We start from the raw sequence: 19388 nt of genomic DNA, 5'->3' as shown, positions 1-19388 counted from the left end.
TGCGGCCGTCAAGTCATCAGGAGAGAACAAGTCACATGGCGAAATCTCACGGTCCCTTGCGTGTCGGCGTCGGCGGTCCGGTCGGATCCGGCAAGACCGCGCTGATGGACCTGCTCTGCAAGACCATGCGCGAGCGCTATGACATTGCGGCGATCACCAACGACATCTACACCAGATGGGATGCGGAGTTCCTGGTGCGTTCGGGATCGCTGACGCCGGATCGCATCGCCGGCGTCGAGACCGGCGGTTGTCCGCACACGGCGATCCGCGAGGATGCCTCGATGAATCTCGCTGCGGTCGCGGACATGCGCGCCAAGTTTCCCGGACTTGACCTCGTGCTGATCGAATCCGGCGGCGACAATCTCGCTGCCACTTTTTCCCCGGAGCTGGCCGACCTTACCATCTATGTCATCGACGTCGCCGCCGGCGACAAGATCCCGTCCAAGGGCGGCCCGGGTATCACCCGGTCCGACCTCCTGGTCATCAACAAGACCGACCTTGCGCCCCATGTCGGCGCCTCCCTGGAGAAGATGGAGACGGATGCCAGGCGCATGCGCGGCGAGCGGCCCTTCGTCATGACCAACCTCAAGAAGAGCGAGGGGCTCGACCGAATCGTCGGTTTCATCGAGGCCAAAGGCGGCCTGAAACGGGCGGGCTGACCGGACGCGACCAGTTGGCGCAGGCGTTTTTCGCCGTTAACGCCTGGGCCATGCCGCAACCGCGGAACAAATCTCGCACACGGCGATTAACTACCTCCGGCGCCCGGGGCGAAGATCATCCCGGCCAGACCATCGGCCGGGCGGATTAAGCTTTTCAGGCGACCCAAGTTGCGTACTGATGCCTCCTCCTTCATTATCTCCGCCACTGGGGTTTACCCTGCTTCGGCCTCTGGCCGTTCGAGCGGCGTTCATGTGCTCCGTGTTCATTGCCGACTTCCTGCTTTCGCCTGAGTAATCGCGTGGTCAGGCTGGGTTTCATCATCGGCTTCATCGCTCTGCTCGGGGCCTTGCTCTCCGGGCTTGCGGCTTATCGCGTCCACGACCAGGAGCTGGCGCTGGACCGGATCGCGCTGGCGCGTGCGATCGACGTGCATGCGAGCCTGGTTCAGGACCGCCTGACCGAGCGGGAGCTGCTCGCGCGTGTCGCCTCGGGCCTGTTCCGCGCGCCGTCGGTGATCAAGCCGAACATGCTGGAGCCGCTGCGCTCGGCGATCTACGCCTTCAAGACCGACTTTGTGGTGGCCGGCTGGATCGCCCGGCTGAAGCCGAACGAGCTTGCGGACGCGCAAGCCGCCATCGCCAGCGCCGGCTTCCCGAATCCGCAGATCCGCTCGTTTGACGACAAGCCGATCAATCCTGCCGATGTCACCCAGCCGATCGACGTGCTGTTGGATCTCGAGCCGCGCAGCAACGAGACCACGGCCTTGCCCGGCCGCAGCTACGATCAGGATCCGGTTCGCAGCGCGATGCTCACGCGGGCGCGCGCCCAAAAGAGGTCGGTTGCCTCCGACCCGGTGCCGTTGATCCGCGGAAACGGTCCGATCGGCATCATCGTGGCCGCGCCAGTCGTTCCCGAGGGGGCGACGGAGCCGGCCGGCTTCGTCACGTTTTCCTACGAGCTCGCCTCGCTGATGCTGGCCAATGACGACATGTCGCTGTTCGCGGTGGCGCTCAGGGATCCGCGCAAGGACGGCGGCGAGCTGATCGCCAATGATCAGGGCGTGGTCTCGACGCGGATCGCGGCGGCGGACGGGGCGCCGTCGGCGACGCGCACGGTGAGCTTCGGTGGCCGCGATTGGCAGCTCGGCTATTACGCGAAGACCAATTCGGTGCGCCGCGCCGAGCAGACCGCCATCATCGTGGCGGCGATCGGCTTTGCCATCACCGCAATGGTGTGCGGCCTGTTCGGTTACGTCGCCTACAACAATCTGCGGCTCAGCCGGGAGATCCAGGTCAGGATCGGATTCGAGCGGCGGTTGACCGCGGTGATCGACGAGCTCAACCACCGCGTCAAGAACATCCTGGCGGTGATCCAGTCGATCGTGACGCGCACCTTGCGCCACGGCTCGGATATCGATATTGCGCGCGAGCTCCTGATCGGGCGCATCCACGCCATGTCCAATGTGGTGTCGCTGCTCAGCGAGAGCCAGTGGCAGGGTGTCAAGTTGAAGGGCCTGTTCGAGGCGCGCGCGATTCCGCATGCCGATCGCATCGCCGTCACCGGCCCCGACATCGCGGTCAGCGCGCGTGCCGCACAGAGCCTGTCGCTGCTGTTCTTCGAGCTCGCCTCGCATTCCGACGAGGGCCTGTCGCTGGTCGGCAAGCATCCGCACATCACCGCCAACTGGACGGTTACCGGCGAGGAGGGCGATGAGGTCTTCCATTTCCGCTGGGAGGAGTTCAACACCAGCGAGGCGACGCGCCGGCCCGATTCCGATTTCGGCCTGATCCTGCTCGACCGCGTCGCGCCCGAGGCGCTGGGCGGGACCGCCAAGCGCTTCTTCACCGACGTCTCCTACGTCTATGAATTGACCGCGCCGATGGAGACGGTGGTCGACATGACCGAGCGCGACCGCACGGATAAAATCTCGGCGCCGGTCAGGCCGGTGCGAAGTTAGCCCTTCGGCCGCAACACCAGATCGACGAGGCTGCGCGCGTAGCCGGGTGTGATCGGTGCGATGCCGAAGATATAGCGGTAGAACAGGCTGCCATAGATCGCGTCGTAGAGATTCTCAGGAGGACCCTCGGCCTGAATGCTGCCGTCCTTCTGGCCGGCGGCGATCATGTCCACCAGCGCGTCGCGGCGGAATTGCAGGTAGCGGGCGTAGAACAGCTCGGCCGACCCGGTCTTGGAAATGCATTCGGAGACGACGGCGAGCTGGACCTTGCCGAACTCGCCCTGCAGCGCCTCGGCATAGGCGGCGGCGTGGCGCCGCGCGCGCGCCGCGGGCGTGCCGGCGCTCGCGGGCGGCAGCGGCAGCATTTGCGCGGCATGGTGGAGGAAGGCGTCGATCAGCAGCGCTTCCCGCGACGGCCACCATTTGTAGATCGTCATCTTGGACACGCTGGAGTGGCGTGCGATCGCATCGATGGTGGTGGCGGCAAGGCCGGTGGTCGCCATCAGTGCATAGGCGCTTTCGAGGATGGCGTTGGTGGTCTCAATCGACCTTGGCCGGCCGCGCCGGGGCGCGCGCTCCGCCTCTTCACGCCCGTCTTTCGCCATCGCCACGCCCGGTCTCCTCACGCAGGGTCCCGGCATAGCCCAGGGGCGGCATTCGGCCTAGCAGAATCGCACGATTTCGTCGCGAAGCGATCAGCTCTGGGCCTGCTGCCGCAGGGCTGCCGGCAGATCCTGCCGTTTCGACCAGGCGATGTAGTAGGCGAGCCCGGTCATCGCCGCGAAGCCGGTGATGCTCACCGCCACCTGCATCACCGCCAAGTTCGGCCCGGTGATCAGGATGAGGTGGCCAGCGAAGGATAGGAACACGGCGACGCAGAATACCGCGAGCCATTCCTCACCACATGCGATCACCGCTTGCAGCGGTTTCCATCTCAGGCCGGGGTGATCTGCCGGAATGAGATGGGTGGCAATGAATGCGAGGGCGAGGAAGTGGACCACCCGATAGGGAGCGAGGTTTTCCTTGTCGGTCGGAGCGATGCTGTTGAGGAGCAGATCGGGCAGGTAAGCCGACAGCGCCGGCGAATGGCGCATCAAGGTGACGGCCATCGCGAAGACCAGGTAGGCGCCGGCGAGGATCCGCAGCCAGGACATGCCGTGCAGCGCACGTCCCGGAGCGCCCGCCACGGCGAACCAGCCGCCCAGCACCATCAACATCTGCCAGCACAGCGGATTGAAGGTCCATTCCCCGTCCGGATAGATCCGAAAATTCCAGTCGAACCAGCGTGCGGCGAGATACAGCGCGACCGATGCCGCCAGCGTCAGGTTCGGGCCCCGCAGCAGGCCCCACAACGCGAACGGAAAGAACGCCATCAGCGGGACCATCAGCTGCAGCAGGTCGAGGTTCAGCGGCTCTTCCTGGAGCACGAGACCGCGGACCAGGATGCGCAGTGGATGCTCGAGAATTCCGGAGATGTTGTATTGGTGGATGATCTCCGGCGCCATCGATTGCCTGGCGACATAGGCGATGGCATCGATATAGATCACGAACAGTACGACATAGGCGGCATAGAGCCGCCAGACCCGGCGAAAGATGCGCGTCGCCGCGACCAAGTAGCCGCGTTCCAGCGCCATCCTGCCATGGATGATGGCAACCCCATACCCCACCACGAACACGAACAGGTCCGCCGCGCCGCTGAAGCCGAAATTGCGCAGCGTCAGCAGGTTGACGACGTTGTTGGGAATATGGTCGACGAATATGGACCAATTGGCGATGCCGAGCGTCAGATAGAGCCTGGCGTCATGCTGGAATGCGGCGAGGTTCGCCTTGACGGACGGTTTCATTGAGCAAAATAGTTTTGGGAATCAGGATGATGCTTTTAACGGCAACCGCCTGCTCGTCCGAGTAGCGTTTGCGTGAGCAGGGAAGAACCGCGCCAAACGGCGTCAAATGTGCCGTTTGCTCTATGAAATGCAGATATATGCGCGCGCAGTAATTATAGCGCCGGACCTCTACTCGGCAGGTTCGGCCGACACTTCGTCGGACACGCCGGCGCGGCTCGCCAGGATGCCAAGGGCGACGCCCCCGATCGCCAGGATCGGCAGCAGCCGCTTGACGCCGATGGCACGAACGATCTGGAGCCCGGTGGCGAGGAGCATCGGATCTGCAAGCATGCTCTGCGCGGCCGATTTCGCGGCGCGCTCGGCCGCGATCTGGGCGCGTTTCTGCACCTCGCGCTTGTAGCTCCAATAGGAGCCTGCCGCGGCCAGGGTCAACAGGAAGAAGATGCCGGCGCCGGCAAGACAAGCCTGCACCGGGCCATATTTCTGCAGCACCCAAATGAAGACGGCGGCACAGAGGAAGCCTGTGGTCACGAGCAGCGCGAAGGCAGCGCCCGCGGCAAGGGAGGTCAGCCGAACCGTCGTGCCGGTTGATGCGCTGATGCCGTCGATGATGCGCTGAAACATGGCCTTGCTCCTCAATCCCCGCCAGCCGAATGGTCACGAGCCGACAGCGGCGGAGTGCCGCCGCCGTATCAAATGGGCGTCGACATCCTTAGCGACGCCAGGCGACGCCGATCAGGAAGCCGATGCCGAGCGCCAGCCCGACGGTCGCCAGCGGCCGCTGCGTGATCGCCTCTTCCAGCGTCTCCTCGATCGAGCCGTAGGCGTCATGTGCAGCTTCCATCATCGCGCTGCCGCGCTCGGACATGTCGTCCATCGCGGAGTCCATGTTCTCGCGCGCCTGGCGATAGCCGCGGCGAGCCTGCTTGCTGGTGGAGTTGGCGAAAGTATTGAGCGCGTCGGTGATCTGGTCGGTGAGGGCGGCGATATCGCTTTTCACGGCTGCTACATCCTTTTCGAGGCGGTCTCGGGTGGCTTTGTCGGTCCAGTCTCTCATCCCGGCTTCGGCATTGGGCGTGGACATCGGGAGCTCCGAACTGTTGACGGCTGAGATGGGCGGAGAACGTTTCGTCGCCGGGTAAGTTCCGTTCGCTGAAACCGGTCAGGCTTGCGGCAGCTGCGGCGAATTCTCCGGCAGCAGGTGGTCCTTCAGGATCAGCGCGACGATCAGGAGCGGCGACGACAGGAACGCGCCCATCGGCCCCCACAGCCAGGTCCAGAACGCGAGCGCGAGCAGCACGGCGAGCGCGTTCAGGGCGAGCCGCCGCCCGATGATCGTCGGCGTGATGAAGTGACCCTCGAGAAAGGTGAGGCCACCGAAGGCGAGCGCGGCCATCAGGCCGCCGCCGAGGGTCGGGAAGGCGATCAGCCCGACCACGACCAGCACCACGAACATCGCCACGGGCCCGATGATCGGGATGAAGTTGAGCGTGGCCGCCAGTGCGCCGAGCCCGGCGGGATTGGGCATTCCGGTCAGCGCACAGATCAGGCCGGTGGCGACGCCGACGCCGACATTGATGAGGGTGACGGTCAGCAGATAATTGCCGAGATGGACCTCGATCTCGTTGAGGATCCGGAGCGTGCGCAGCCGCGCGTCGTGATTGCTGAAGGTCATGATCATGGCCCGCCGCAGGTCGCGCCAGCTTGCGATGAACAGGATCAGGGTGACGAAGAACAGCAGGAATTCGGTAAAGGTCGGTGACAGGAATTCCAGCGTCGGCTGCACCCACTCGATCTTGGGCATGTGCAGGCTCGGCAATCCCTCCGAGCCGCCGAGCATGGCTTGCAGCTCCCGCCAGAGCGCAAGCGGCCGGTCGAACACGTGCAGCTTGTCCTTCAATTGCGCGCCGAGCTCTGGCAGGCGCGTGCTCCACGCCATGACTGGCGAAGCGATCAACGCGACGGCGAAAGTGACCACCGCGCTCACTGCGACCACGATCAGCACGGCGCCGACGCTGCGTGGGACCTTGCTTCGCTCCAGGAAGGTGGCCGCCGGAGACAGCATGGTCCCGATGACGAACGCCATCACAACCGGCAGGAAGAACGCCCGGCCGACATAGAGCACGGCGACGATGGCGATCAGCAACAGCCCGGCCAGCGCGAACGCGACGAATTCAGTGCGGCGGATCACCGGCGGCAGCTCGACATGGCTCTCGGGAAGCGGATCGCCTTCGCTGTTGCCGGAAATCAAACGTTCACTGGGTAGGACGCGCACAATATCTCTCCCGCACGGAATCCGTGATCCGCGCGCCCATTGATGACGTGACTAATGCTTGGGCGGCGTGCTGGTTCCATCGCGGCTTCGTGAACGGATGCTCGCTTGACTGTGACGTCGCTGCCGCACGCTGCGCCGGAACTTCGATCGAGGCGGCGGAGTTTGTTGAGGCAGCGCATCACCTGATGCACATCCAACGGGGCAGCTCATGACAAAGTTGTTTGCAGTCCGTCGCAGCTTCTCGCCGCGCGCCGTCGGCGCATTCGCCTTCGCAACCGCTCTTCTCGCAGTGCCGGTGGGCACCGCGAGCGCCCAAACCTTCGGCTATGCGCCGATGCAGCGGGTGTACCCGCAGGACCTTTATTCGCAGGGCCAATACTTGCAGGGCCAACACTTGCAGGAACAAGGCTATTCGCAGGATGACATCAACGGGGCGCCGCAGGTCGCCGATGAGGATGCCCAATTGCCCGACCGGCTGCGCAGGCAGATCGTCGGCTTCGACCGGAGCGAGCCAGCCGGTACCATCGTCATCGATACCAACAGCACCTATCTCTATTACGTGCTCGGAGGCGGCCGCGCGATCCGCTACGGCGTCGGCGTCGGCCGCGAGGGCTTTACCTGGTCGGGCGTGCAAAGCGTCAGCCGCAAGGCCGAGTGGCCGGACTGGCATCCGCCGGCCGAGATGATCGCGCGCCAGCCCTATCTGCCGCGCTTCGTCGCCGGCGGGCCCGGCAACCCGCTCGGTGCGCGCGCGATGTATCTCGGCTCGAGCCAATACCGCATCCACGGCACCAACGATCCCTCCACCATCGGCAAGTTCGTCTCGTCCGGCTGCATCCGCATGACCAACGAGGACGTCATGGATCTGTACAGCCGCGTCAATGTCGGCGCCAAGGTCGTGGTGCTGCCGAAGAACGCGCCGTTAATGGCGAAGGGAGGTGATCCCGTGCGCAAGCGTCCGGCCGTGACGACACTGCCTTCGGGTCGGCAGGCGCTGAACATGACCACGTCGGCCGTGAATTAGTCTGCGAGGTCCTATGGCGAGACGGCTGATTGACAAACTGGCGGGCGGAGCGGCGATTGTCGTCGTCGTCTCCACCGGGCTGGCGATGGCGCCGTCGGCGCATGCGCAGGATTTCTTCTCGGGCCTGTTCGGCGGCTTTCGGATGCGGCCGCCGCCGGAAATCCGGATGCCTTTCCCCACCGACGATATGCCGCGCTATGAGGCGCCACGCCAGCGCGCGTCCTACGGCGGCGGCACCGCCTATTGCGTGCGCAGCTGCGACGGTCGCTACTTCCCGGCACAAGGCAATGATGCCGAGAGCAAGGCGCAATCCTGCAAGAGCTTCTGCCCGGCCTCGGAGACCTCGCTGGTCTATGGCGGCAACATCGACGATGCCGCGACTGAGAAGGGAAAATCCTATTCGGACTTGCCAAATGCATACCGCTACCGCAACGAGATCGTCGCGGGCTGTACCTGCAACGGCAAGGACCCGGTTGGGCTCGCATCAGTCAAGGTCGAGGACGACCCGACCCTGCGCAAGGGCGACATCGTCGCGGGCGCCGGCGGCCTCGTGGTCGCCAGCCGCAACGCCAATGACCGCCGTGGCGTCGCGATGAATTTCTCGCCGCTGCCGGAATCGGTGCGTGCCAGATTCCGTCAAGTCCCGGTGGTGGCGAAGGAGTAGGGAGCGCTCTATCGGACGGCGTCCGAACCTTGTCGGACGGCCAAATGCTGGACTAGGCCCGCCGCGGGACGTTGCGCGGCAGGGTTTCCGAGATGGAACCGGCTTGGGTGCAGCGCGTTAGAACAGCGTAGCAATTGCCTGAAGGGGGCCTCGCGATGCTGGTCGGCGTACTCGTCACCTTTCTCGTCGTCATTCTCGTGCTCTATCTCATCAACATGCTGCCGATGGATGGCCGCGGCAAGCAGATCGCGCGCGTGATTGTCATCATCATCGGCATCGTTTCGCTGCTGAAATACCTGGCGGTGTTCTAGCAATCGCAGCCCGGACAAGCGAAGCGGTATCCGGGCCGCAACGAAGGCCCCGATCGCACCTCACGCCATCCGGGGCTACACCTCAAATCAAAAGCCCCGGCGTGAGCCGGGGCTTCGTTCGTGCCGCTTCAGTGCAGCGACTTCAGCCAGTCGTCGACGTCCTGACGAACCTGGTCCTTGGCCTTGCCGTAACGCTCCTGCAACCGGCCCTCGAGCTGCTCGCGGCGGCCCTCGATCAGTTGGAGGTCGTCGTCAGTGAGCTTGCCCCATTTCTCCTTGGCCGATCCCTTGAACTGCTTCCAGTTTCCTTCGATCCGATTCCAGTCCATGACCATCTCCCGTTGGTTGATGGCCCGACAACGCGAGGCGCACGCAGCCTGTTCCGTGACACAGCGCGACGTTTCCCCAACAAAAAAGCCCCGGGTTCGGCCGGGGCTTTCGATGTTCCGTGACTCTGCTCAGCCGAGCGCCTCTTTATCCAAGAGCCTCTTTTATCGAAGAGCCTCTTTGTGCAAGAGCCTTTTTATGCAAGAGCCTTGGCCTCGCGGCGGCGCGCGGTGAGGATGTATTCGGTGTAGCCGTTCGGCTGCTCCCGCCCCTTGAAGATGAGGTCGCAGGCGGCCTTGAAGGCGACGCCGTCGAAGGCGGGCGCCATCGGCTTGTAGATGGGATCATCCGCGTTCTGCTTGTCGACGACGACGGCCATACGCTTAAGCGATTCCATGACCTGCGCCTCGGTGATGACGCCCTGATGCAGCCAGTTGGCAAGGTGCTGGCTGGAAATGCGCAAGGTGGCGCGGTCTTCCATCAGGCCGACGTCGTGGATGTCGGGCACCTTCGAGCAGCCGACGCCCTGGTCGATCCAGCGCACGACATAGCCCAGGATGCCCTGGCAATTGTTGTCGATCTCCTGCCTGACGTCATCGGGCGCCCAGTTCGACTTCGACACCGGAATGGTGAGGATGTCGGACAGCTTTGCGCGCGGTCCGCCCTTGGCGAGTTCCTCCTGGCGCGCGATGACGTTGACCTGGTGGTAGTGCAGCGCGTGCAGCGTCGCCGCGGTCGGCGAGGGCACCCAGGCGGTGGTGGCGCCGGCCTGCGGATGGCCGAGCTTCTGGGCCAGCATGTCCGCCATCTTGTCGGGCGCGGCCCACATGCCCTTGCCGATCTGGGCGTGGCCGGGCAGGCCACAGGTCAGGCCCATGTCGACGTTCCAGTCCTCATAGGCCTTGATCCAGGCCTGCGCCTTCATCTCGTTCTTGCGGATCATCGGGCCCGCTTCCATCGAGGTGTGGATCTCGTCGCCGGTGCGGTCGAGGAAGCCGGTGTTGATGAACATGATGCGCTTGGAGGCGCGCTGGATGCAGGCCTTGAGGTTGACGGTGGTGCGTCGCTCCTCGTCCATGATGCCGACCTTGAGCGTGTTCTCGGGCAGGCCGAGCATCTTCTCGACGCGGTCGAAAATCTCGCAGGTCAGCGAGACCTCGTCCGGGCCGTGCATCTTCGGCTTCACGATGTAGGCAGAACCGGTGCGGCTGTTCTTGACCTTGGAATTGCCCTTGAGGTCGTGGATCGCGAGCAGGCCCGAGACGGCGGCGTCCAGCAGGCCCTCCGGAACCTCTTCGCCCTTCTCGTCGAGCACCGCGTCCGTGAACATGTGGTGACCGCAATTGCGCATCAACAGCAGGCTGCGGCCGTGCAGCTTGAGCTCGCCCTTGCCGTCCGGCGTCTTGTAGAGGCGGTCGGAATTGAGCGAACGCGTCAGCGTCTTGCCGCCCTTCTCGAAATCGGCCGACAACGTGCCGTTCATCAGGCCGAGCGTGTTGCGGTAGACCAGCACCTTGTCCTCGGCATCGACCGCGGCGACCGAGTCCTCCATGTCCAGAATGGTGGAGACCGCAGCCTCCATGATCATGTCGGCGACGCCGGCCGGATCGTCCTTGCCGATCGCGCTGCTGCGGTCGATCTTGACCTCGATATGCAGGCCGTTGTTGACGAGCAGCACGGCGCTCGGCGCGGCTGGATCGCCCTGGAAGCCCGCGAACTGCGCGGCATTCTTCAGCGCGGTGGCGTTGCCGCTCTTCAGCTTCACCGCGAGCTGGCTCGCGACGACGCTATAACCGGTCACGTCGGTGTGGCTGCCGGTCGCGAGCGGCACGGCGTTATCGAGGAACGCCTTGGCCTTGGCGATCACCTTGTCGCCACGCGCCTTGTTGTAGCCCTTGCCGCTCTCGGACGGGTCGTGCGGGATCGCATCGGTGCCGTAGAACGCATCATAGAGCGAGCCCCAGCGTGCGTTCGCCGCGTTCAGCGCGTAGCGCGCATTGGTGAGCGGCACGACGAGCTGCGGGCCGCAGATCTTGCCGATCTCCTCGTCGACATTGGCGGTCTCGACCTTCTGCGTCGCCGGCTCCGGGACGAGATAGCCGATCTCCTTTAGGAAGGCGGTGTAGGCATTGAGGTCGAACGCCTTGCCTTTATTGGCGCGGTGCCAGTCGTCGATCTTGGCCTGCAGATTGTCGCGAAATGCGAGCAGCTCGCGGTTCTTCGGTCCCAACTCCTTGATGATGCCGGCAAGCCCGGCCCAGAACGCATCCGGCGCGATCCCGGTTTTCGGGGCCGCTTCCTTGGCGATGAAGTCAAACAGGACGGGTGCGATCTTCAATCCGTGGGCGTCGACGCGTTTCATGATGGGCTTTCTTGTTGGAAATGGCTGTTTTTGGCTGCTTTTGACCCGACAGCAGCAAAATGCGCCCGCGCGGGGCAGCTTTCGGGGGCCTATTAGCCCCAAAAAAGAGGCCGTGAGAAGACCCCCGGGAGCTTGTCAAAATGTCAAGGAGAGGTGGGAGACGGTCCCACGCACCGGTGTCATTCCCCGCGACCCGGCTACGCTAAGGCTTCGCCGAGGTTGAGGTCTAGGGGCGCCGAAGCTTTAGCGAAGGCGGCAAGCGGGGAATCCAGTACGCTGCGGCTTCTTAGTATTCCAACGCTGTCTCTGGAATACTGGGTCGCCCGGCCGAGCCGGGCGACGACTAGGGCGGCCTCAAATGTTCGCGGCGAGGTCCACGAGCTCGTCGAACAGCACGCCTGATGCCTTCAGCATCTGCTCGATCTCGTCGGCCGCTTCCGCAACCGTCCGCTTCGACGTATCGATCACGAGCTCGGCGGCCTCAGGCTTCTCGTAGTCGTTGCCAATGCCAGTGAACGAGGCGAGCGCGCCGGCGCGGGCTTTCTTGTAATGGCCCTTGGGATCGCGCTCCTCGCACACCTCGGCGGGCGTCGCGACATGGATTTCGCGAAACGCGGTGTCGGCGATGCGACGCGCGGCGGCGCGATCTTCGCGCGCGGGCGAGACCGCCGCGACGATGGCGATGTGGCCGTTGCGGGCGAGATGCGTCGCGACCTCGGCGAGGCGGCGGATGTTCTCGCTGCGATCAGTGGCGGAGAAGCCGAGATCGCTGTTGAGCCCGGCGCGCAGCGTGTCGCCATCGAGCAGGATCGGCGAGCCGCCATTGGTGAAGAGACGCCGCTCCAGCGCCCGCGCCAGCGTCGACTTGCCGGAGGCCGGTAGGCCGGTAAGCCAGACCACGGCGCCATTGTGGCGGTAGCGGGCCGAGCGCTCGTCGCTGCGCAGCGCCGATTCCACCGGCACGATGTCGACAGGCACGGCACGCTGGCCGGCATCGACCGACAGCACCAGGCCGCCGCCGGCGATGCGTCCGGACACCTCGATTACGAGGCGGCCGGTGCGCGGATTTTCGGTGTAGGGATCGGTCGCGATCGGATTGGACAGGGAGATGTCGATCTCGCCGACATGGTTGCGACCGATCGCCTTGTTCTCGCTGCTTGAGAGCTCGCCGGGATCGACCGCCTTCTCGATGGCGACCACGGTGGCGCGGCTTTCCTTGGGGCCGCAGCGCACCAAAAGCTGGTCGCCTTTGGCAAGCGGCTTGTCGTGCAGCCAGAAGATGCGCGCGCGCAGCCGCCGCGTCTCGCGCGGGGCGCTGCCCGCATGCGCGATGATGTCGCCGCGCTCGATGAACAATTCGCGGTCGAGCGTGATGCCGACCGAGCGGCCCGCGCCCTGCCGTCCCGCGACCGGCGTCATCGGCCAGCTCTCGACCGTCTTGATCTTGGCGATCTTACCGGCCGGCATGATCACGATCTCGTCGCCGGCAATCAGGCTGCCGGATTCAATGCGGCCGGCGACGATGCGGCGGTCGTCGAACTTGTAGATCGCCTGCACCGGCAGCCGCAGCGCCAGCGCTTCCAGCGGACGCGCCGGCTCGAGGTGATCAAGCGCCTCGACCACGGTCGGTCCCTTGTACCAAGAGATGCGGTCGGTGCGCATCGCGACGCCGTCGCCGTCACGCGCGGAAATCGGGATCACGGCCGTGGGGGTCACGCCGAGGCCGTTCAGATGCGCGGAGATCTCGTCGCTGATGTCCTTGAAGCGTGCGGCGGAGAAATCGACGCGGTCCATCTTGTTGACGACGACCGCAACCTGCTTCACCCCGAGCAGATGCAGGAGATAGCCGTGCCGCCTGGTCTGGTCGCGCACGCCCTCCAGCGCGTCGATGATCAGCACCGCACCGTCGGCCTGCGAGGCGCCGGTGATCATGTTGCGCAGGAATTCGGCGTGACCGGGCGCATCGATCAGCACGATGTCGCGCGAATTGGTGCGGAAGCGGATCTGGGTGGTGTCGATGGTGATGCCCTGGTCCCGCTCGGTCTGCAGCGCGTCGAGCAGGAACGACCATTCGAACGGCATGCCGCGCCGCGCGCTGACAGCTTTCAGCATTTCGAGCTTGCCCTCGGGCAGGCTGCCGGTTTCATGCAGGAGGCGGCCGACCAGGGTCGACTTGCCGTGGTCAACATGGCCGACGATGACGATGCGGACCTGGGGACGCGTGGTGCCGTTCGGCGTGCCGGGCGAGGCTGACGTGACGATCATGTTCATGGCCGCGTCCTTGATCAGAGATAGCCGGCGACGCGAAGGCGCTCGAAGGCGTCCTCGGTCTCGTGGTCGAGCGCGCGCCCCGAGCGCTCCGGCACCTTGGTCTGTTCGAGCTCGATCAGGATCTCGTCGATGTTCGAGGCATTCGAGGCAACCGGATTGGTGATGTCCTGGTCACCCAGCGAGCGATAACGCTTGCCGTTCTTGGCGAGGTACAGCGGAATGATCGGGATGTTCTCGCGCTTGGTGTAGGCCCAGATGTCGGCCTCGGTCCAATGCAGGATCGGATGGATGCGCAGATGCGCGCCTTGCGGCGGCGAGGCGTTGAAATGATCCCAGAATTCCGGCGGCTGGTCGCGCACGTCCCAATTGCCCTCCAAGCCGCGCGGCGAGAACACGCGCTCCTTGGCGCGCGTTGCTTCCTCGTCGCGGCGGATGCCGGCGATCAGGCCGTCAAAACCATATTTTGCGAGCGCCATCTTGAGGCCCTCGGTCTTGCGCGCGGCGGACCGGGCGGCCGGCGGCAGCGTTGGGTCGACGGCATCGATCGGCGGGCAGGGCTCGACGCGCAGATCGAGATCCCATTCCTTGCCGTAATGATCGCGGAAGCGATACATCTCCGGAAACTTCTTGCCGGTATCGACGTGAAGCGCCGGGAACGGCATCTTGCCGAAGAAGGCTTTCCGCGCCAGCCAGATCATGACGTTGGAGTCCTTGCCGAGTGACCACAACAGGGCAATCTTCTTCAGCCGGGCAAAGGCCTCACGGAAGATGTAGATGCTCTGCGCTTCGAGCTGGTCGAGATGGTCCATGCTCGAGGCAAGTTCGGCAGCAAATTCTTGCGCGCGCACGCGCTCAGCCAGCGCCGGATTGCTCAGTCGATCAGCAGCGGAATCGTCCTTGAGAAGATGCATCTCTGCCACTTTGCGTTTGGAGGCGAAAATTCTATAGTTGCGGTGCGGAAGAGAAGAAAAAATTTTCTCTTTGCGCGCTCGAAACGAGACATATATAGAAAATAATTCCAGTCAACCCCGTTTGTGGGGAAGCGAGTATCACATGCGGTTCTTGCCGGTGTTTCTCGATCTCAAGGCCGGCCCGGTGGTCCTCATCGGGACGGGCGAGCTTTTGCGCGCCAAGCTGCGCGTGCTCGCCGCTGCCGGCGCGCGCCTGCGCGTGCATGCGATCGACGGCAATCATGACCTTGGCCGGGGCTCCGAAGACTCCGCGCGCATCGAGATCGCGGCGGGCGATCCGCTCACGGCGGATCTTTCCGGCGTCATCGCCGTCGTTTGCGCCGGCGCAGGCGATGTCGGTGTCGCCATGTCGGCTCGCGCCAAAGCGGCTGGCCTGCCCGTCAACGTCATGGACGACCTCGAGCATTCCAGCTTCATCTTTCCGGCCATCGTCGATCGCGGCGATGTCGTGGTCGCGGTCGGCACGGGCGGCACCTCCCCGGTGGTGGCGCGGCGCGTGCGCGAGAAGATCGAGGCGCTGCTGCCGGCGCGCATTGGCGAGCTCGCCGAGTTCATCGGCACCTTCCGCAAGTCGATCAACGAGCGCATCGCCGAGTTTCCGTTGCGCCGCCGCTTCTGGGAGCGCGTCATCGACGGTCCGATCGGCGCCGCCGTGCTCGCCGGCCGCAACAGCGAAGCCGATGCATCGCTCAAGGCGATCTCCGATCCCACCGCGTTCGCGCGCGCCGACAAGCCGGAAGGCTCCGTCGCGCTGGTCGGCGCCGGACCCGGCGATCCCGATCTGCTCACCATCAAGGCGCTGCGCGCTTTGCAGGACGCCGACATCGTCTTCCATGACGAGCTGGTCTCGCCCGAGATTCTCGACCGCATTCGCCGCGACACCACGCGCGTTGCGGTCGGCCGCCGCGTCGGCAAGCCCGGCACCGGCCAGGACGCCATCAACAAGCGCATGATCGAGGCCGCGCAATCGGGCCAGCGCGTCGTGCGGTTGAAGGGCGGCGATCCCTTCGTGTTCGGCCGCGGCGGCGAAGAAGTGGAAGCGCTGCGCGCCGCCGGCATCGCCTATTCGATCATTCCCGGCATCACCGCAGGGCTCGGCGCCGCCGCCGATTTCGAGGTGCCGCTCACTTACCGCCACGAAGCGACCCGCATCACCTTCCTCACCGCACACAAGGGCCGCGATGCAGAGAACGTGGATTGGTCGACACTGACCGACACCAAGATGACCGTCGTGGTCTACATGGGCATGACCGCAGCGCCCGCCGTGCGCGCAGGCTTGTTCGCGGCCGGCCGCTCGCCGGAGACGCCGGTCGGCGTGTTCGCCCGCGTCACGCGGCCCGATGCGCAAGGCGCAATTGGCACGCTGCGCGATCTGCCGGAACTGGTGCGGCGGATCCATGGCGGTCCCGCCATCCTCATCATCGGCGACGTGGTCCGGCATGCCGGCTCGCTTCGCCGCCAGACACCCAAACAAATCATCTCTGACCTATTGGATGCAGCCGAATGACCTCTCCGCTCGAACAAAAGAAGATCCGTATCGCCGGCCCCTCGGTCGTGACCGCCAACCGCACCTGGGACGGCATCGTGGTTTACCGCACCGCCGCCAACAGCTGGTCCGCCGAGCTGTCGGAAGCCGCGATCGTGCGCAACTCCGACGAGGCCAAGGCGTTGCTTGCGGAAGCCGTGGCCGATGACGTCGGCGCCATCGGCCCCTATATCGCGCCGGTGCAGATCGGCGACGATGGCAAGGTCCAGCCCGGCAATCTGCGCGAGCAGATTCGCCGCACCGGCGTCACCATCGGACAGCCGGCCCAGGTTTAAGGCACCCACTTATGTATGCTTACGACGAAATCGACCGCACGCTCGTCAACGAGCGCGTCTCGGAGTTCCGCGACCAGGTGAAGCGGCGCCTTTCCGGCGAGCTCACCGAGGACGAGTTCAAGATCCTGCGTTTGCAGAACGGCGTCTATCTGCAGCTGCACGCTTATATGTTCCGCGTCGCGATTCCCTATGGCACTCTGGCGACGAACCAGATGCGGGCGCTCGCCCATGTCGCGCGCAAATACGATCGCGGCTACGGCCACTTCACCACGCGGCAGAATATCCAGTTCAACTGGATCAAGCTCGCCGAGCTGCCGGATGCACTCGAAGACCTCGCCAAGGTCGGCATCCACGCGATGCAGACCTCCGGCAACAACATGCGCAACGTCACCTCGGACCAGTGGGCCGGCGTCGCGCCGGGCGAGATCGAGGATCCGCGCATCTGGTCGGAGCTGATCCGCCAGCACACCACGTTGCATCCGGAATTCTCGTTCCTGCCGCGCAAGTTCAAGATCGCGATCACCGCCTCGGACCACGACCGCGCCGCGATCAAGATCCACGACATCGGCCTCCGCTTGATCAAGAACGAAAAGGGCGAGACCGGCTTCGAGGTTTTGGTCGGCGGCGGTCTCGGCCGCACGCCGTTCATCGCCAAGACCATCAAGCACTTCGTGCACGGCCGCGACATCCTCAGCTACATCGAGGCGATCTTACGCGTCTACAATCAGTACGGCCGCCGCGACAACATCTACAAGGCGCGCATCAAGATCCTGGTGCACGAGCTCGGCATCGAGAAATTCTCGCGCGAGGTCGAGGACGAGTGGCAGCACATTCGCAACTCCTCGCTCCAGATCGACGAGGAGGTGATCGAGGACATCCGCTCGCGCTTCACTTATCCGGTCTACGAGAAGCTGCCGCACATGCCGGACGAGCTGCGCCAGGCCGCGGCCGACCCTGATTTCGAGGCATGGCGCAAGAACTCGGTGGCCCCGCACAAGGTGCAGGGTTACTCCATCGTCACGATCTCGCTGAAGCCGACCGGCGGGCCTCCGGGCGATGCCACCGCCGAGCAGATGGACGCGCTGGCAGATCTTGCCGACAAATATTCCTTCGGCGAGATCCGCGTCGGCCACGAGCAGAATCTAGCGCTGCCGCACGTCGCCAAGCGCGACCTGCCGGCACTGTGGAAGGCGCTCGACAAGCTCGGGCTGGCGACGCCCAACGTCAACCTGATCACCGACATCATCGCTTGCCCCGGGCTCGACTATTGCTCGCTGGCGAATGCCCGCTCGATTCCGATCGCGCAGGAGCTGACGCGGCGCTTCGCCAATCACGAGCTCGCTAACCTGATCGGCCGTCTGCACATCAACATCTCCGGCTGCATCAATGCCTGCGGCCATCACCATGTCGGCCATATCGGCATTCTCGGCGTCGAGAAGAACGGCGAGGAGGTCTACCAGATCACCATCGGCGGCCGTGCCGACGAGAACGCCGCGCTCGGCACCCTGATCGGTCCCGGCGTCAAGTTCGACGAGGTCGCCGACGTGGTCGAGGATATCGTGGAAGCCTATCTGGCGCTGCGCGAGCGGCCCGAGGAACTGTTCATGGACACGGTGAAGCGCCTGGGCGTCGAACCCTTCAAGGAGCGCGTCTATGCCACTCGTTAATGGCGGAAAGATCACGGACGACCGCTTCGTCAAGCTCGCCGTCGACACGCCGCTGCCCGAGGGCGGCGACATCCTGGTGCCCGCCGAGCGCTTCCTCGGCGAGGCCGAGGGCTTGCTCAAGCGCGCCGGAAAGGTCGGGGTGATCTGGCCCAACAATCGCGACATCGCCGAGCTCGTGCCGTATCTCGGCCAGATCGCCGCCGTCGCGCTGGTGTTCCCGACCTTCCGTGACGGGCGCGCCTACAGCCAGGCGCGGCTGCTGCGCGAACGTTACAACTACCGCGGCGAATTGCGCGCGACCGGTCAGGTGCTGCGCGACCAGTTCGTGTTCATGCTGCGCGCCGGCTTCGATGCCTTCGAGGTCAAGAAGCAGGCCGATGCGGAGGCCTTCATGCAGACCGCGAAGCGCTATTCGGTGTTCTACCAGCCGACCGGCGATGGCCGCATCACCGCGCTGCACCGGCGCATGCAATTGCGCCACTCCGAAGGGGTCGGCACGTGAACGCGATCGCGCCTCAGGTTTCGCCCGTGTCTGCGCTACCTTCGGCGGACGAGCTCGATCGCGCCTTGCGCGATGCCTCGCCTGCGGAGGTCATTGCCGCGGCGCTGAAGACGGTCGGGCGCGAGAAGCTTGCGCTGGTGTCCTCGTTCGGTACTGAATCGGCGACGCTGTTGAAGGTCATGTCGGATGTCGATCCCGCAATCCCCGTGATCTTTCTCGACACCGGCTGGTTGTTCGAGGAGACGCTGGCCTATCGCGATACGCTCATTGCGACGCTGGGCCTGAAGGACGTTCGCTCGATCAAGCCGGCCGAGGAGACGCTGTTGCGCGAAGACCCCGACCGCGACCTCTGGTTCTCCGATCCCGATGCCTGCTGCCGCATCCGCAAGGTCGAGCCGCTGGCGCGTGCGCTGAAGCCGTTCGGCGCCTGGCTCAACGGCCGCAAGCGCTTTCAGGGCAATGCGCGCGCCGACATTCCGGTCGTCGAGGACGACGGCGCGCGGCTGAAGTTCAATCCCTTCGCCAACGTCTCGCGCGAGGAGATCGAGGCGATCTTCACCCGCGCTAAATTGCCGCGGCACCCTCTGGTTGTGTCAGGATTCCTGTCGGTTGGGTGTATGCCTTGCACCAGCAGAACGACTGAGGGCGAGGATGCACGCGCCGGCCGGTGGCGCGGCCGGGCCAAGACAGAATGCGGCATCCATACGATGAAGACTTCGTAGCACAGTCACG

The 19388-nt window shown here is 64.7% G+C and carries 19 protein-coding genes; 10 read left to right on the top strand and 9 right to left on the bottom strand.

The window, feature by feature from the left end:
* Positions 1-35: 35 nt before the first annotated feature.
* Both ureG and I6F24_RS13030 read left to right on the top strand, forming a co-directional pair.
* Complete coding sequence (gene ureG, locus I6F24_RS13035; protein WP_225149279.1) at positions 36-659, top strand: urease accessory protein UreG; 624 nt, start codon at positions 36-38, stop codon at positions 657-659.
* A 299-nt stretch (positions 660-958) separates the two neighbouring features.
* A complete protein-coding gene (locus I6F24_RS13030) occupies positions 959-2617 on the top strand; it encodes an HWE histidine kinase domain-containing protein (protein ID WP_225126407.1) in 1659 nt (552 codons plus the stop codon).
* Here the strand turns inward: I6F24_RS13030 and I6F24_RS13025 are convergent.
* The 5 genes from I6F24_RS13025 to I6F24_RS13005 form a co-directional block, all read right to left on the bottom strand.
* Positions 2614-3222, bottom strand: coding sequence for a TetR/AcrR family transcriptional regulator (locus I6F24_RS13025; protein WP_225141308.1), 609 nt, complete (start codon positions 3220-3222; stop codon positions 2614-2616). The two genes, I6F24_RS13030 and I6F24_RS13025, sit on opposite strands and share 4 nt — an antisense overlap.
* A 90-nt stretch (positions 3223-3312) precedes the next feature.
* A complete protein-coding gene (locus I6F24_RS13020; RefSeq protein ID WP_225149278.1) occupies positions 3313-4461 on the bottom strand; it encodes an OpgC domain-containing protein in 1149 nt (382 codons plus the stop codon).
* A gap of 168 nt (positions 4462-4629) precedes the next feature.
* A complete protein-coding gene (locus I6F24_RS13015; protein ID WP_057028148.1) occupies positions 4630-5085 on the bottom strand; it encodes a hypothetical protein in 456 nt (151 codons plus the stop codon).
* An 88-nt stretch (positions 5086-5173) separates the two neighbouring features.
* Positions 5174-5545 carry a DUF883 family protein gene (locus I6F24_RS13010; RefSeq protein WP_035998171.1) on the bottom strand — a complete coding sequence of 124 codons (372 nt, stop codon included), beginning with the start codon at positions 5543-5545 and terminating at the stop codon, positions 5174-5176.
* 78 nt (positions 5546-5623) lie between these two features.
* Positions 5624-6736 (bottom strand): AI-2E family transporter, encoded by a 1113-nt coding sequence (locus I6F24_RS13005; protein ID WP_225149277.1) that lies wholly within the window; start codon positions 6734-6736, stop codon positions 5624-5626.
* Positions 6737-6944: 208 nt separating this feature from the next.
* Between I6F24_RS13005 and I6F24_RS13000 the strand changes: the two genes are divergently transcribed.
* The 3 genes from I6F24_RS13000 to I6F24_RS12990 all read left to right on the top strand — a co-directional run bounded on the left by I6F24_RS13000 (position 6945) and on the right by I6F24_RS12990 (position 8735).
* Positions 6945-7760, top strand: coding sequence for a L,D-transpeptidase (locus I6F24_RS13000; protein WP_225149276.1), 816 nt, complete (start codon positions 6945-6947; stop codon positions 7758-7760).
* Positions 7761-7773: 13 nt separating this feature from the next.
* Entirely contained in the window at positions 7774-8424 is a 651-nt protein-coding gene (locus tag I6F24_RS12995; protein ID WP_225149275.1) for a DUF2865 domain-containing protein, read from the top strand.
* 155 nt (positions 8425-8579) lie between these two features.
* Positions 8580-8735 carry a Thivi_2564 family membrane protein gene (locus tag I6F24_RS12990; protein ID WP_225149274.1) on the top strand — a complete coding sequence of 52 codons (156 nt, stop codon included), beginning with the start codon at positions 8580-8582 and terminating at the stop codon, positions 8733-8735.
* Positions 8736-8863: 128 nt separating this feature from the next.
* Here the strand turns inward: I6F24_RS12990 and I6F24_RS12985 are convergent, their stop codons facing one another.
* The 4 genes from I6F24_RS12985 to cysD form a co-directional block, all read right to left on the bottom strand.
* Positions 8864-9064 (bottom strand): CsbD family protein, encoded by a 201-nt coding sequence (locus I6F24_RS12985; RefSeq protein ID WP_008546815.1) that lies wholly within the window; start codon positions 9062-9064, stop codon positions 8864-8866.
* Positions 9065-9258: 194 nt separating this feature from the next.
* Positions 9259-11424: a malate synthase G gene (locus I6F24_RS12980; protein ID WP_225149273.1), complete on the bottom strand. Its 2166-nt coding sequence runs from the start codon at positions 11422-11424 to the stop codon at positions 9259-9261.
* A 354-nt stretch (positions 11425-11778) separates the two neighbouring features.
* Positions 11779-13695, bottom strand: coding sequence for an adenylyl-sulfate kinase (cysC, locus tag I6F24_RS12975; RefSeq protein WP_036021660.1), 1917 nt, complete (start codon positions 13693-13695; stop codon positions 11779-11781).
* A 14-nt stretch (positions 13696-13709) separates the two neighbouring features.
* A complete protein-coding gene (gene cysD, locus I6F24_RS12970; protein ID WP_035998209.1) occupies positions 13710-14504 on the bottom strand; it encodes a sulfate adenylyltransferase subunit CysD in 795 nt (264 codons plus the stop codon).
* 244 nt (positions 14505-14748) lie between these two features.
* On the opposite strand from cysD, the gene cysG reads away from it, so the two are divergent.
* The 5 genes from cysG to I6F24_RS12945 are packed head-to-tail and all read left to right on the top strand — an operon-like array spanning position 14749 to position 19378.
* Entirely contained in the window at positions 14749-16173 is a 1425-nt protein-coding gene (gene cysG / locus I6F24_RS12965) for a siroheme synthase CysG (RefSeq protein WP_036021661.1), read from the top strand.
* A complete protein-coding gene (locus I6F24_RS12960; RefSeq protein ID WP_036021663.1) occupies positions 16170-16487 on the top strand; it encodes a DUF2849 domain-containing protein in 318 nt (105 codons plus the stop codon). The genes cysG and I6F24_RS12960 overlap by 4 nt, the downstream gene beginning before the upstream one ends.
* Positions 16488-16498: 11 nt before the next feature.
* A complete protein-coding gene (locus I6F24_RS12955; RefSeq protein WP_036021665.1) occupies positions 16499-18154 on the top strand; it encodes a nitrite/sulfite reductase in 1656 nt (551 codons plus the stop codon).
* A complete protein-coding gene (locus I6F24_RS12950) occupies positions 18141-18656 on the top strand; it encodes a DUF934 domain-containing protein (protein WP_035998199.1) in 516 nt (171 codons plus the stop codon). Before I6F24_RS12955 ends, I6F24_RS12950 begins: the two co-directional genes overlap by 14 nt.
* Positions 18653-19378 (top strand): phosphoadenylyl-sulfate reductase, encoded by a 726-nt coding sequence (locus tag I6F24_RS12945; RefSeq protein ID WP_036021667.1) that lies wholly within the window; start codon positions 18653-18655, stop codon positions 19376-19378. The genes I6F24_RS12950 and I6F24_RS12945 overlap by 4 nt, the downstream gene beginning before the upstream one ends.
* The last annotated feature ends 10 nt before the right edge of the window (positions 19379-19388 follow it).

Origin of the sequence: Bradyrhizobium sp. BRP23 (assembly GCF_020194135.1) — a bacterium.
In the GTDB taxonomy this organism is placed as follows: Bacteria; Pseudomonadota; Alphaproteobacteria; order Rhizobiales; family Xanthobacteraceae; genus Bradyrhizobium; species Bradyrhizobium yuanmingense.
Note: the sequence above shows the minus strand (reverse complement) of the source record. Positions and strands in the feature narration are given on the sequence as shown.

What these genes read in the sequence shown, in the direction of transcription:
- ureG (WP_225149279.1), top strand. Translation starts at nt 36, where the DNA reads ATGGCGAAATCTCACGGTCCCTTGCGTGTCGGCGTCGGCGGTCCGGTC.
- I6F24_RS13025 (WP_225141308.1), bottom strand. Translation starts at nt 3,222, where the DNA reads ATGGCGAAAGACGGGCGTGAAGAGGCGGAGCGCGCGCCCCGGCGCGGC.
- I6F24_RS13020 (WP_225149278.1), bottom strand. Translation starts at nt 4,461, where the DNA reads ATGAAACCGTCCGTCAAGGCGAACCTCGCCGCATTCCAGCATGACGCC.
- I6F24_RS13015 (WP_057028148.1), bottom strand. Translation starts at nt 5,085, where the DNA reads ATGTTTCAGCGCATCATCGACGGCATCAGCGCATCAACCGGCACGACG.
- I6F24_RS13010 (WP_035998171.1), bottom strand. Translation starts at nt 5,545, where the DNA reads ATGTCCACGCCCAATGCCGAAGCCGGGATGAGAGACTGGACCGACAAA.
- I6F24_RS13000 (WP_225149276.1), top strand. Translation starts at nt 6,945, where the DNA reads ATGACAAAGTTGTTTGCAGTCCGTCGCAGCTTCTCGCCGCGCGCCGTC.
- I6F24_RS12995 (WP_225149275.1), top strand. Translation starts at nt 7,774, where the DNA reads ATGGCGAGACGGCTGATTGACAAACTGGCGGGCGGAGCGGCGATTGTC.
- I6F24_RS12990 (WP_225149274.1), top strand. Translation starts at nt 8,580, where the DNA reads ATGCTGGTCGGCGTACTCGTCACCTTTCTCGTCGTCATTCTCGTGCTC.
- I6F24_RS12985 (WP_008546815.1), bottom strand. Translation starts at nt 9,064, where the DNA reads ATGGACTGGAATCGGATCGAAGGAAACTGGAAGCAGTTCAAGGGATCG.
- I6F24_RS12980 (WP_225149273.1), bottom strand. Translation starts at nt 11,424, where the DNA reads ATGAAACGCGTCGACGCCCACGGATTGAAGATCGCACCCGTCCTGTTT.
- cysC (WP_036021660.1), bottom strand. Translation starts at nt 13,695, where the DNA reads ATGAACATGATCGTCACGTCAGCCTCGCCCGGCACGCCGAACGGCACC.
- cysD (WP_035998209.1), bottom strand. Translation starts at nt 14,504, where the DNA reads ATGGACCATCTCGACCAGCTCGAAGCGCAGAGCATCTACATCTTCCGT.
- cysG (WP_036021661.1), top strand. Translation starts at nt 14,749, where the DNA reads ATGCGGTTCTTGCCGGTGTTTCTCGATCTCAAGGCCGGCCCGGTGGTC.
- I6F24_RS12960 (WP_036021663.1), top strand. Translation starts at nt 16,170, where the DNA reads ATGACCTCTCCGCTCGAACAAAAGAAGATCCGTATCGCCGGCCCCTCG.
- I6F24_RS12955 (WP_036021665.1), top strand. Translation starts at nt 16,499, where the DNA reads ATGTATGCTTACGACGAAATCGACCGCACGCTCGTCAACGAGCGCGTC.
- I6F24_RS12950 (WP_035998199.1), top strand. Translation starts at nt 18,141, where the DNA reads ATGCCACTCGTTAATGGCGGAAAGATCACGGACGACCGCTTCGTCAAG.